The organism is Alphaproteobacteria bacterium, from assembly GCA_015231795.1.
Lineage (GTDB): Bacteria > Pseudomonadota > Alphaproteobacteria > Rhodospirillales > WMHbin7 > WMHbin7.
In genome coordinates, this window is the sequence record JADGAX010000001.1 from 1 (window position 1) to 12,673 (window position 12,673).

Genomic DNA, 12,673 nt, shown 5'->3' on the forward strand with positions numbered 1-12,673 from the left:
TGCAGCCCCGCTGGGGGATGCACCCTTGGTGCCCAGTTTTGAACGGGAGTGGCGCGCCCGGCGGGATTCGAACCCACGGCCCCAGGATTAGGAATCCTGTGCTCTATCCTGCTGAGCTACGGGCGCGATCTCAAAATTCGAGGCCCAAACCTACCCTTAGACACTTGTCGATGCAACCGCCAACTCCTTCCTTCGCACGCCCCTTGCTGAATGGGACGCTTGCTTGGTAAGCTTGGCCAGATGTTTGAAATAGCGAGCTATTTGTGACCAGCATGTCAGAAACATTGAAAGCCGGATGGCAACGGCTTTCGCGCTCCGTCAAATTATCGCTGGGGTTGGCTTGCCTTGCCTTGCTGCTCGGCGTTCCGGCGACCTTATTGTTGCCCGAGGCCGGTCTGCGCTGGGGGCTTGCCCAAACGATGCATCGCCTGGGCATGGCCGAGGTCAGCATTGCCGATACAAGCGTCGAGCTTCTTGATGGCAGGCTGGTGATCAGCAGTTTCAAGGCCAGGCCCAAGATCGGCGAGGCGCTGGGCCTTAAATCGCTGGATTTCGCCTTCCGTTGGCTGCCCCTGCTGCGCCGGGAAATGTCGGTGCAAAGCCTGGATTTGTCCGGCCTGTCGATCAGCCTTCTTCGGGAAGGCGACAAATTGCTGGTCAATGGCGCGCCCATCGATCTGGGGGCTGGCGACGAAGGCGGGGCGTGGAGCATCGATGTTGATCGGCTGAAGCTGGCATCAAGCCGCGTCGATCTGGCTGCCGGGGAAAGAAAAATCACTATCGACGTCGATCTGCTGGAGTTGGAGGCGATCAGAAGTGCCAATCCCGCTGCACCGCTCAAATTTCATTTCAAGGGCAAGGTCGAAGGCAATCCGCTTGAGGTGACGGGGACGGCCACGCCATTCGCCGCCACCCCTGGATTCGATCTTGCCCTCTCGGCGCCCGCCGTTGATCTGGCTTTATTGGCGCCCTGGCTGGCGGAGACTGGCTTCGATGCCCTGACCGGGCAATTTGCAGCGAACCTAACCGTTTCGGGAACCGGACTGTCTTCCGCTCCCGAGGTCAAGGCGAATGGCAAACTTTCCTTTCGCGACCTGACGGCCCAGGCATCGGGGCATAACTTTGAAGCGAAAGGCATGGAAATTGCGGCCGATCACTTCGCCTGGAGCGCCTCGACCCGCCGGGTCAACTGGCAAGGGGCGTTGACGCTCGAGAACGTTGCAGCGACCGGGGCCGGCTTGGCCGCTCGCAGCCAGTCCCTTTCCTGGCTCGGCCTTGCCGATCTTGAAATGGGAAGCGATGGCGCCGCCACCGTATCGATGACGATGGCCATCGACGGCAACGGTCTCTCGCTGCGCGATCCGGGCGCCAAAGCCGACATTCTGTTGGCGGAACGGTTCCAGACGAAATCCGCAAAACTAGTCCGCGCCCAATTCGCAGCAGGCGGCGGCATGCAAGCCGATGGCCTGATTTTCGACGACCTGTCCTTGAAGATGATTCGCCCGACTAGCCCCGGTTTGGGCAATAGCGTTCCGGCCAAGGCGGACGGACTGAAACAGACGGATGCCGCTTCGCCGCCCAGCCAGCGCATCAAGCTGGGCCGCTTCGCCATTGCGGGCGACAGCCGGTTGGATTTTATCGACAACACGTTGAAGCAACCGGTCGGCATCACCTTCGACAGGGTGAAGCTGTCACTGGCTAATCTCGATTCATCAGAACCCGGGCATGAAAGCCCGTTCGAGTTGGAAGCCAGGGTAGGTGCCGCCTTGATTTCGGTTCGTGGCACGGCCAAGCCCTTCGCGACGGGGGTTTCCGCAAAGTTCAGCAGCCAGGTCAGGGCGTTTGAATTGCCGCCTCTGTCTCCCTATGCTTCCGAGACGCTGGGGGTCGAACTACAGACAGGGCATCTGGATGGCGAACTGACGGTCGCTCTGGACAATGGGGCGCTTTCCGGCAAGGCCGATCTTGCCCTGTCCAATTTGTTCGCGGCCCAACCCGATCCCAATGCCCCCATCGCCAAGCACACGTCGATGCCGGTTTCGATGGTGTTGGATCTGTTGCGTGACGGCGATGATCGCATCCGCTTGTCAATTCCGGTCAGCGGCGATTTGTCCGATCCGCAGTTCGATTTCAGCGACGCCATGTCGCAAGCCATCGGCGGCGCCTTGCGCTCGACGGCCTTGACCACGCTCAAAATCGTTTTTCCGGTGGTGGTGCTGATCGAGAAGATGACCGATCAACAGGCTCCGCTTCTGGCGCCGATCACCTTCAACCCCGGCGATGAACGGATGGACGATCAAGGAATTGCCAGATTGTCCATGGTTGGAGAGTTGATGAAGGGGCGCCCCAAGCTGAAATTGTCCCTGTGCCCTGTTTCAGCGCCAAGCGTCGATTGGCCCGTTCTTTTGGAGCGACGCAAGCGCGAGGAGTTGGGGCTTTTCTACTCGGTGCAGAAAATGGTCAATGCCGAGGCCAAGCCGGACAAGACGCCGCCCGACGCCAGCGCGCTGAAGGCATTGGCGGAACGTCGCGCCCACGAGGTGAAGACGGAACTGATGAACAGGGCAGGGGTCGAAGCCGGGCGGCTTTTCGCCTGTCTGCCTCAAATCGACGGTGGCCTAGATGCCGCCCCCAGGGTCGATCTGACGCTGTGATCGTTCTCAGGCAAAAACGGCCCCCTTCCGCAACATTATGACAAGGTTGAGGGTTTTTTTGCCGGTTGTACCGATTGCCTCAAGGATCGCAGATGGTTAAGATAAATGGTCAGGTCGTAAATTAGTAATCACGCATATTGGGTTGGCAGGCAAAGAACAGCCAAACCGTCTACGTGACTTGGGGGAGCATTAAGCAGAATGAGTTTGACCTCGAAGGTAACGATTTTCTTCGTTGCAATGGCGATTAGCTTGGTTGTGATGCTGGTGGCGATCAACCTGTACGCTTTTCGAACTTTTTCCATCGCTTCTTCGTCCGATCATATCCGCACGGCCGCCGAGATCGTGCGCGTGCACCTGACCGAATCGATGATCAACGGCGTAATCGACAAGCGCGAGAGCTTTCTGAATCGCTTAATGGAAGTTCAGGGGCTGGCGTCGGCCCAGGTGGTGCGCTCGCCGCTGGTCGAGCAGCAATTCGGCCAGGGCCTGGGCAGCGAATCCCCCAGCGACGACATCGAGAAAGAGGTGCTGGGCACCGGCAAAGCGCAGTACCGCGTCGAAGAGGGCGAGCACGGCACATTGTTCAGGGGGACCATTCCCTTCATCGCCTCGACTCGTGGTTCGCCCAACTGCCTGCAATGTCATCAGGTGAAGGAAGGCGACGTTCTGGGCGCCGTCACCATGACCATGTCGATCGAATCCCTGAAGAACAAGGCGTTGGTTACGGTGGCTGGCATCGTCGGCATCGTTTCCTTGTTCAGCGCCGTCACCTTCTGGCTGATCCGGCGCGTCATCAAACCCGTTTCGACGACGGCGCTTAATGTGGAACATGCCGTGCAGCGGGCCTTGAGGGGCGATTTCAAGGGAAAGGTCGAACAGCGCACGGAAGATGAAATCGGCCAGATCGCCGGCGACATGAACCGCCTGCTGGCCTTCTTGGACAATGGCCTGAACCGAATCGGCGACAGCGTTTCCCGTCTGACCAACCGCGTTCCCGCCGCCGACGAGAATTTGCTGAACGCCACCATCGAAATGGTGGATGGCTTGTCGCGCGCCGCCCGTTTCAAGCAGGCCATCGAGGAAGACGAAACCAAGTCGGAGATTCATCAGCGCATTGCGTTCATGCTCGAAGACGAGTTTTCGATCAAGACCTATTCGCTTTACGAAATCATCGCCAACAAGAACCAGATGGTGCCGCTTTACGTCGATGGCGAGGCGGGCGCCGCCTGCCGTTGGTGCGATCCGCAGATTCTGGTGCGCAGCGAAGCCTGCCGGGCTAGGCGAACCGGCCATCATGTCGATGGCGTGGCCAGCCCGGGCATCTGCTATTCGTTCCAGCCGATGGATGGCGAGGACAAAATCGAGACGGGCATGTGCCATATCTGCCTGCCGATTATCCAGTCGGGCATGGTTGGCAATGTCTTGCAGCTGGTCGCGTCGCAAGAGAACGCCAATTATTTGCAGGGTTTGATTCCCTTCATCAACGTCTATCTGCGCGAAGCTGCGCCTGTGCTGGAAACCAAGCGCCTGATGGAGACGTTGCGCGAATCCAGCCTCAACGATCCGATGACCGGCCTTAACAACCGGCGCTTCTTGGAAGAATATGTGGAAACCTTGGTTGCCAATATTCATCGTCGCAAGATCAGCATGACCGTGATGATGCTTGATCTCGATCATTTCAAGATGGTCAATGACACCTATGGCCATGACGCGGGCGACGCCGTTCTGAAAGCCTTGTCGAAGGTGTTGCGCCAGTCGGTGCGGGCGTCCGATCTGGTCATTCGTTACGGCGGCGAGGAATTCCTGATTCTGCTGGTCGATACGCCGTCCTCGCAGGGCGATCAGGTGGCCGAGAAGATTCGCGCCGCCGTGGAGGCGATGACGGTTCAATCTGGTTCAGCCGTGCTTAGAAAGACCATCTCGATCGGCTTGGCCGATTTCCCGACCGACAGCGACACTTTCTGGCAGGCGGTGAAGTTCGCCGACGTGGCGCTTTACCAAGCCAAAGAAACCGGGCGCAACCGGGTGGTGCGCTTTGAAGAGTCGATGTGGACGAACAAGAAGGAATATTAAGGCAAGCGCGGATTCATCACGCAGTAAAAAAGGAGCCTTAAGAAGGCTCCTTTTTTTGCGTCCGCGCCAACCGGTTGGCTTTCGGATCAGCGGGGCTTGGCGGGCTTTGCGGACGTTGTGGCTGCCGTCGCCGAAGCCGTCGCGGCCTTGGCCGCAGCCTGCGAAGCGGGCGAATTACCGCCCGGCGAACGCCAGCCCGAATAGAGTTTGCTGATCGGAATGTCGTAAGACAGCATCAGCGTCTCTTCGCCGGGATTGCGGTCGTCCCACAAGCCGGTATTCGAAATGTGATAAACGCCCAGACCCAGCCGTGAACGGTCATCGAAACGGTAGGCGAAATCGATGCCGGAGCGGAATTCGACGGGGCTGCCCAGGTTCGACTTCTTGTCGCCCTGCTTCCAATCGCCGCGATAGTAAAGGCCAACGGCGGTGCTGGGCGAAACGACGAAACGGTTGCCGAAATAGAAGTCCATATACAGGCCCCAATAGCCATAGGCCGAGCCGTCGGTCGTGCCAAGCACGCCGGCCTGATGCTTCAAGAACCACCATTTGTAGTCCGAGCGGTAGGCCAGATCGAATTCGGCGGCGTAATTGTCGGGGCGGTTGAAATCCCACCAACCAGCACCGATGCGCAGAAAGTCGGCATCGTCAGCAGCCTTGGCGCTTGGCGACAAAGACAGGGAAAACCCCGCCACGGCGGCCAGAGCCATCAATAATCGGCTAAATTTCACTGCACATTTCCCCCGCAAGGACTTGGTCGAGCCGATATCTTACGTACATAGGTAGGCTTGGCAAGGACGTTCTTATTGAAAGGGCAACTATTTCAGTGGGTCGCGCAATTTCTGCGCCGCCCCAACCAAGGCGCGGGTGATGGGTGGATCAAGCGCCGAATGCCCCCCATCAGGCACGATGATCAATTCGCCCATCGGCCAGGAAGCCTTTAATTCCCAAGCGCTACGCGGCGGACAGATCACGTCGTAGCGTCCCTGAACGATGTAGCCCGGCAGGTGCCTGATGCCGTTCATGCCGTCCAGGAGGGCGTTTTCGGCCATAAATCCCCGGTTGATCATGTAATGGGCTTCTATCCTGGACATGGACAGGCTGGCGTCGCCTCCCCCCGGCGGCAGGGGAATCAGGCGTGAACAGGCCTCTTCATAGGCGCACCAAGCCCTGGCGGCTGGCCGGTGCATGGCGCCATCCGGATGGGCTAGGCGACGGTAATATGAGGCCAGAGGGTCGGCGCGCTCGGGGGCGGGCAGGAACTTCAAGAAGGCCTGTTCGGCTTCTGGAAAGAAGCGGCCCATGCCCTCCATAAACCAATCCACCTCGCTTTGACGGAACAGAAAGACGCCGCGCAGCACGAATCCCAGCACGCGCAGAGGATGCGCCTGGGCATAGGCCAGGGCCAGGGTGCTGCCCCACGAGCCGCCGAACAAGGCCCAGCGTTCGATCCCCAGATGCTGACGCAGTTTCTCGATGTCCGAGATCAGGTCTTGGGTGGTGTTGTCCTCGATCTCGGCATAGGGGCGCGAACGACCCGATCCTCTTTGATCGAACAGAACGATGCGCCAGCGTTCGGGATCGAAGAAACAGCGGTGAATGTCGCCGCAGCCGCCGCCCGGCCCGCCATGCAAGAACAAGATGGCGGGTTGGTCTTGGCGTCCGCATTGTTCCCAATACAGGCTGTGGCGCGCATCCACTTTCAACAAGCCGCTGGCCCAGGGATCGATGGGGGGGAACAGGCTGTTCATCCGCGCCTGCCGAACAGCCGCTCGATGTCGGCGCGCTTCAATTCGACCCAGGTGGGACGCCCGTGGCCGCATTGGCCGGAATGCGGCGTGGCTTCCATGGCGCGCAGCAGGGCGTCCATTTCGCCAGTTGACAATTTACGTCCGGCCCGAACGCTGCCATGACAAGCCATGCGGGCCGCGATGTCGCCCAGGGCGGTTTCGAAGCTGCGCAGATCGCCCCATTCGGCCATGCCCTCGGCCAAGTCCCGCACCAGTTGGCGAATGTCGGTTTGTCCCAGGAAGGCGGGGGTTTCGCGCACCAGAACCGCGCCGTTGCCGAAGGCTTCCAACGCCAATCCCAGCTTGGCCAACTGCTGGGCCGCATCCAAAAGGCGCTGGCGGCTTGACGCATCCATTTCGATGACTTCCGGCACCAGCAAGATTTGGCGCTTCACCCCGCCCTCGGCCAGTTGCGTCTTCAATCGTTCGAAGACCAAACGTTCATGCGCCGCATGCTGATCGACCAGCACCAGCCCGTCCTCGGATTGCGCCACGATATAGGTTTCGAAAATCTGGGCGCGGGCAAAGCCCAGCGGGGGGATTTCGCCGGTTGCGCTCGTCGAGGCGTCTTGCAAGGGCAGGGCAGGCGTTTGCGCCATCGGCAGGCCAAGCCCCAGCGGGGCCTGCGCCGCCATGCCTTCCCGCAGCAAGGATGCGCCGTGCCGCTGGCCTTCGGGGCGGAAAGCGCCGAAGGCCTGTTGGCTGGCCGTGGTGGTGGTGCGGTGGCCGGATGCCGACAGGGCGGCTCTGACCGACGAGACGATCAGGCCGCGAGCGAAAGCGGGATCGCGAAAACGCACTTCGGCTTTGGCCGGATGCACGTTCACGTCCACTTCGGGGGATGGCATTTCCAGGAACAAGGCGGCGATGGGATGACGGTCATGGGCCATCAGGTCTTGATAGGCGCCCTTCAAGGCGCCCAGCAGCAACCGGTCGCGCACGGGCCTGCCGTTCACGAACAGATATTGGCCTTGCGAGGTGGCGCGCCCGAAGCTGGGCAGGCCCGCCAGCCCGGTGATCCGCCACCCATCCCGCTCTGCCTGCAAGGCCAGTACGTTCTCGATGGCGTCGCGGCCCAGGATGGCGCCCAGGCGCAGACGTCTGGCCTCGGTTTCGTCGCCGGGAAAGGGCGGCAGGTCGAACCCCTTGTGCCCACCTTCGACAACCAGCTTGAACCCCACCTTGGGATGGGCCAGCGCCAATCGTTCGATGACATCGACGATATGGTCGGTTTCGGTGTTGGATGATTTCAGGAATTTGAGGCGGGCGGGCGTTGCGTAGAACAAGTCGCGCACCTCGACCCTGGTGCCTTTGGACAGGGCCGACGGTTCTATCTGTCCCTTGGCGCCGCCCTCGACGGATATTTTCCAAGCCTCGTTCGATCCCTGGCGCCGACTTTGGATGCTCAAGCGCGCCACCGATCCGATGCTGGGCAATGCCTCGCCGCGAAAGCCAAGCGTGGCGATATGGGTCAGGTCGTCGCTAGGCAGCTTCGATGTGGCGTGACGCTCGACTGCCAGCGTCAATTCCTGGGGCGTCATGCCGAAACCGTCGTCTTGCACGGCGATCAAGGTGCGACCGCCATCGGCGACGGTGATCTCGATGCGCGCAGCCTTCGCATCCAGCGCGTTTTCCACCAATTCCTTGACCGCCGACGCCGGGCGCTCGACCACTTCGCCGGCGGCGATGCGGTTGACCAGGGTTGGCGGCAGCAGGCGAAGGGTCATCTTGTTAGCCATGAATGATTTCTTTGTCATGGCCGGGCTTGACCCGGCCATCCACGAAAATGGACCCCCGGATCAAGTCCGGGGGTGACGAAAAAAAGATGTCTTCACATAGGCCTGTCATACTTCCTTCCGCCAAGCCAGCAGGCGTTCCATCATGGCTTTGGTCGATGCGTCCTGACCGTCGCCGGGCTTGCCCGCCTTCAATTCCGCCAAGATCGGCTTGGCCAGTTGCTTGCCCAGTTCCACGCCCCATTGATCGAAGCTGTTCAGGCCCCAAATCACGCCCTGCACGAAAACCTTGTGTTCATACATGGCGATCAAGGCGCCCAAGGTGGCTGGGGTCAGTTTCTTCATGGCGATGATGGTGGTGGGGCGGTTGCCGGAAAACATCTTATGGGTAAGCAGACCCTCTTCGCCGGGCTTCAACTCGGCCCGCACTTCGGCTTCGTTCTTGCCCAGCATCAAGGCCTGGGCCTGGGCCAGCGCATTGGCCATCAGCATCAGGTGATGATCGCCCAGCGGATTGTGGCTGATGGCGGGCAGAATGAAATCGCACGAAATTTTGCGCGTGCCCTGATGGATCAACTGATGAAAGGAATGCTGGCCGTTGGTGCCCGGCTCTCCGAAAATAATGGGGCCGGTTTGCCAAGCGCAGGCCGTACCTTCGCGGGTGACGCCCTTGCCGTTGCTTTCCATGTCGAGTTGCTGAAGATAGGCGGGAAAACGGTGCAGATATTGATCATAGGGCAAGACGGCATGGGCTGTGCAGCCTTGGATGTTGGCGTTCCAGACGCCGACCAGGGCCAGCAGCACGGGCAGGTTTTGCTCAAGCGGGGACAGGCGGAAATGCTCGTCCATCTCGAAGGCGCCCTCAAGCAGATATTCGAAATCCTCGAAACCAATGGACAGCGCGATCGACAATCCGATGGCCGACCACAGGGAATAGCGCCCGCCCACCCAATCCCAGAATTCGAACATGTTATTGGTGTCGATGCCGAATTCCGCCACCGCCTTGGCGTTGGTGGACAAAGCCACGAAATGCTTGGCCACCGCTTGTTTGTTGGGGGCCTTGGCCAGGAACCAGTCGCGGGCTGCAACGGCGTTGGCGATGGTTTCTTGGGTAGTGAAGGTCTTCGAGGCGATGATGAACAGCGTGGTCGCCGGGTCCAGGGGCTTTAGCACCTCGGCGGCGTGGGTGCCGTCGACATTCGAGATGAAGTGGGTGGACAGCCGCTGGTGGGCGTAGGGTTTCAGGGCTTGCGTCACCATCATCGGACCAAGATCCGAGCCGCCGATGCCGATATTGACGATGTCGGTGATGGGACGTCCGGTATAGCCCTGCCAATCGCCCGAGCGAATTTGATGGCAGAAGGTCATCATTTTCTTGAGAACGGCGTCAACGCCGTCCATGACGTTCGCGCCATCGACGATGATCGGACGATCCTCGCAATTGCGCAGCGCGATATGCAGCACGGAACGGTTCTCGGTGGTGTTGATGCGCTCGCCCTTGAACATGCGGTCGCGCCAGTCCTCAACGCCGCGCGCGCGGGCCAGATCGCACAGAAGTTTCAGCGTCTCGTCGGTGATGCGGTTCTTGGACAGGTCGGCCAACAGGCCGACGCTTTCAAAGGTGAAGCGCTGGGCGCGGCCAGGATCGCGTTTGAATTCGTCGCGAAGATGCATCTGCTCGATGCGCCCGGCATGGGCGAACAAATCCTGCCAGGGTTTGGTGGTGTCGAGTGCGGTCATGGCTGAAACTCCCCCGATGTTTGGGACAAGTTTACAGCCCCTTGGGGTCTCCGGCTATGACCACGATCAGATTTTCTGGCTTGAAAAGGCGTTTGGCGACTCGGGCGACGTCGGCTTTGGTCACCTTCATGACAAGCTCGTTGCGCCGATCCAGATAATCGATGCCCAGATGATCCGCCTGCACGGCAACCAGCAATCCCGCGATGTTGGCGCTGGAATCGTAGCGCAGCGGGAATGAGCCGGTCAGATAGGTTTTGGCGTCTCGCAACTCTTCTGCCGAAACGCCTTGGGCATTGAGGCGGGACAACTCCTTGCGAACCAGCCGGATCGATTGCGCCACCTTGTCGTTGCGCGTGGCCACGCCTCCAACCCAAATGCCCGCATGGTCGTAAGGGTGCAGATAGCTGTAGGCGGAATAGGCCAGTCCGCGCTTTTCGCGGATTTCCATCATCAGGCGCGAGGAAAAACCGCCGCCGCCCAGAATATAGTTCAGCACATAGGCGGGAAACCAGTCGGGGTCGTCGCGCTTGACGCCCGCCAGTCCGAACTGGACCACACTTTGCGGTATGGCTTTTTTCAGCACCAGGGGTTTGATGCCTTGTGCTGGGATTCCCACATCGGCAGACGGCAATGGATGGGTGACCGGTTGGGCGGGCAGGGGGCTGAAGGTGGAATCCAGCAAAGGCGCCAGTTCGGCTGGCGTGATGTCGCCCACCACGCCGAGGATCAGATTGGCGCGCCCCAGCCTTTGCGTGGCCGCGACAAGGTCTTTCCTTGTCAGGGCGGCAATGCTGTCTGGGGTGCCGTCCGAGACGCGGCCATAGGGATGGGCGGGAAAGGCGGCGGCGTACCAGCCCCGACTGACCATGGTTTGCGGGTCTTCCGACGATCTGGCCAGCCCTGCCAGAATCTGGCCTTTGATGCGCAGGATGGCGTCTTGGTCGAAACGGGGCTGAACAAGCGACAGTCGCAGCATCTCGAAAGCCTGGGCGCGGTGGCGCGACAGCGTGATCAGGCTGCCTTGCATCATGTCCATGCCCGCATTGAAGGACAGCTTGATCGACAAGTCCTCCAGCCTGCGTTGAAAGGCTTGGGAATCGTAGGGGCCAGCCCCCTCATCCAGCGTGGCGGCCATCAGGCGGGCCAACCCTTCCTTGCCCCGAGCGTCATAGGCGGCGCCGCTGTCCCGCCAGGCCATCTCAAGACTTAGGATCGGGTTGGCATGATCCTCGATCAGCCAGGCTTCGATGCCGCCCGGGCTGATGACGCGAATGGGTGGCGCCGCCAGAGCTTGGGCGGCGCTGGCGGCCAACATAAGCAGGGCTAACAAAAGACGGCGCATCACATGCCCTCTCCCAGCAGGCGACCGGTAACCGCCGCCTTGGGCGTCAGCACGGCGCGCAGGGCGGCATTCACCTGATCGGCGGTGACTTCCGCTATCCGTTCGGGCCAGTTCTCGACTTGGTTGATGCTCTGGCCGGTGCCCAGCGCCCGGCCCAGCGCATAGGCGCCGCCAGAAAGGGAATCACGGGCATAGACGGCGGCATCGATCAGGCGGGTCTTGGCCCTGGCGACTTCCTGTTCGCTAACGCCGCCATCGATCAAGCGGGCGATTTCCGCTTCCATGGCCTCTTCCAGCCTTGCCATCGGGATGCCGGGATTGGGCGACGCGTAGAAGCCGAATTCGGAATAGTCGTATCGATCTGCGGAATAGGAGGCTCCCGCCGAGGCGGCCAGCTTCTGACGCACGACCAGACTTTCGTAGAAACGCGACGTGGCGCCGCCCGCCAGAATGGTTTCCAGAACTTCCAGCGCGTAGCTCTGGCGTTCGGGGTCCAGGCGGCGCGAGGGAGCGCGGTATTCGCGCAGCCACAGCGGCTGCTTGACGGATTTGTCGCGCAACTCGACGGTCTTGGGGCCGGTTGGAGGCGGCTCGACGGCCCGTTCGCGCTTGGGCAGGGGGCTGGCCGGGATGGGGGCGTAATAGGTTTCGGCCAAGCCCAGAACCTGCTGCGCCGTCACGTCGCCCGCCACGATCAGAATGGCGTTGTTGGGCGCGTACCAGCGTTGATAGAAGGCCTTCAGGTCCTTGGGCGTGATCGCCTTGATGTCGCGTTCCCAGCCGATGACCGGGTTGCGATAAGGATGAACGGCAAATTGTTCAGGCCCCATTTTCTCGCGAAGGCGCGAGGCGGGTTCATTGTCGGTGCGGGTGCGCCGCTCTTCCAGCACCACTTGGCGTTCGGTCTCGATCAGCTTGGGATCGAGCGTCAGATTCGCCATGCGGTCGGATTCCATCTTCATCACCAGCTCCAGCCGGTCGGCCGAAACATTCTGGTAATAGGCCGTGAAGTCGGAACCGGTGAAGGCGTTGTCGCGCCCGCCGTTCCTGGCCACGATTTTCGAGAACTGGCCCGGCTGCAAATTCTTGGTGCCCTTGAACATCAGATGCTCAAGCAGGTGCGGCATGCCCGACTGGCCATCCGGCGCATCGGCGTCGCCCACCTTGTACCAGACCATATGCGTCACGATGGGCGCGCGGCGATTCTGGATCACCACCACCTGAAGTCCGTTGGCCAGTTGAAAGCTTTCGGGATTGAAGACGGCGGCCCCAACAGGAACGGGCGCCAGGAGCAACGAGACCAGGATCAGGGCAAGACGGCGTTTCATGTCACAGGCT

8 protein-coding genes and 1 tRNA gene are annotated in these 12,673 nt (G+C 60.6%); 2 read left to right on the forward strand and 7 right to left on the reverse strand.

Going from position 1 to position 12,673, the window contains the following annotated elements:
• Positions 1-49: 49 nt before the first annotated feature.
• A tRNA-Arg gene (locus tag HQL44_00005) sits at positions 50-126 on the reverse strand.
• 137 nt (positions 127-263) lie between these two features.
• Here HQL44_00005 and HQL44_00010 point away from each other — a divergent pair.
• Both HQL44_00010 and HQL44_00015 read left to right on the forward strand, forming a co-directional pair.
• Complete coding sequence (locus tag HQL44_00010) at positions 264-2,654, forward strand: DUF748 domain-containing protein (GenBank protein MBF0266950.1); 2,391 nt, start codon at positions 264-266, stop codon at positions 2,652-2,654.
• Between the two features lie 198 nt (positions 2,655-2,852).
• Positions 2,853-4,727 carry a diguanylate cyclase gene (locus HQL44_00015; protein MBF0266951.1) on the forward strand — a complete coding sequence of 625 codons (1,875 nt, stop codon included), beginning with the start codon at positions 2,853-2,855 and terminating at the stop codon, positions 4,725-4,727.
• Between the two features lie 86 nt (positions 4,728-4,813).
• On the opposite strand, the gene HQL44_00020 is transcribed toward HQL44_00015, so the two are convergent.
• The 6 genes from HQL44_00020 to HQL44_00045 all read right to left on the reverse strand — a co-directional run bounded on the left by HQL44_00020 (position 4,814) and on the right by HQL44_00045 (position 12,663).
• A complete protein-coding gene (locus HQL44_00020) occupies positions 4,814-5,437 on the reverse strand; it encodes an acyloxyacyl hydrolase (GenBank protein MBF0266952.1) in 624 nt (207 codons plus the stop codon).
• A gap of 108 nt (positions 5,438-5,545) precedes the next feature.
• Positions 5,546-6,478, reverse strand: coding sequence for a prolyl aminopeptidase (gene pip, locus HQL44_00025; GenBank protein MBF0266953.1), 933 nt, complete (start codon positions 6,476-6,478; stop codon positions 5,546-5,548).
• A complete protein-coding gene (gene mutL / locus HQL44_00030) occupies positions 6,475-8,244 on the reverse strand; it encodes a DNA mismatch repair endonuclease MutL (GenBank protein ID MBF0266954.1) in 1,770 nt (589 codons plus the stop codon). The genes pip and mutL overlap by 4 nt, the downstream gene beginning before the upstream one ends.
• A gap of 117 nt (positions 8,245-8,361) precedes the next feature.
• A complete protein-coding gene (pgi, locus tag HQL44_00035; protein ID MBF0266955.1) occupies positions 8,362-9,993 on the reverse strand; it encodes a glucose-6-phosphate isomerase in 1,632 nt (543 codons plus the stop codon).
• A 31-nt stretch (positions 9,994-10,024) separates the two neighbouring features.
• Positions 10,025-11,335 (reverse strand): insulinase family protein, encoded by a 1,311-nt coding sequence (locus HQL44_00040; GenBank protein ID MBF0266956.1) that lies wholly within the window; start codon positions 11,333-11,335, stop codon positions 10,025-10,027.
• Positions 11,335-12,663: an insulinase family protein gene (locus HQL44_00045; protein ID MBF0266957.1), complete on the reverse strand. Its 1,329-nt coding sequence runs from the start codon at positions 12,661-12,663 to the stop codon at positions 11,335-11,337. The genes HQL44_00040 and HQL44_00045 overlap by 1 nt, the downstream gene beginning before the upstream one ends.
• Positions 12,664-12,673: the final 10 nt, after the last annotated feature.

Excerpts from the sequence above, each read along its gene's own strand:
- pgi (MBF0266955.1), bottom strand. The coding sequence starts at position 9,993 with ATGACCGCACTCGACACCACCAAACCCTGGCAGGATTTGTTCGCCCAT.
- HQL44_00045 (MBF0266957.1), bottom strand. The coding sequence starts at position 12,663 with ATGAAACGCCGTCTTGCCCTGATCCTGGTCTCGTTGCTCCTGGCGCCC.
- mutL (MBF0266954.1), bottom strand. The coding sequence starts at position 8,244 with ATGACCCTTCGCCTGCTGCCGCCAACCCTGGTCAACCGCATCGCCGCC.
- pip (MBF0266953.1), bottom strand. The coding sequence starts at position 6,478 with ATGAACAGCCTGTTCCCCCCCATCGATCCCTGGGCCAGCGGCTTGTTG.
- HQL44_00020 (MBF0266952.1), bottom strand. The coding sequence starts at position 5,437 with ATGGCTCTGGCCGCCGTGGCGGGGTTTTCCCTGTCTTTGTCGCCAAGC.
- HQL44_00015 (MBF0266951.1), top strand. The coding sequence starts at position 2,853 with ATGAGTTTGACCTCGAAGGTAACGATTTTCTTCGTTGCAATGGCGATT.
- HQL44_00040 (MBF0266956.1), bottom strand. The coding sequence starts at position 11,335 with ATGCGCCGTCTTTTGTTAGCCCTGCTTATGTTGGCCGCCAGCGCCGCC.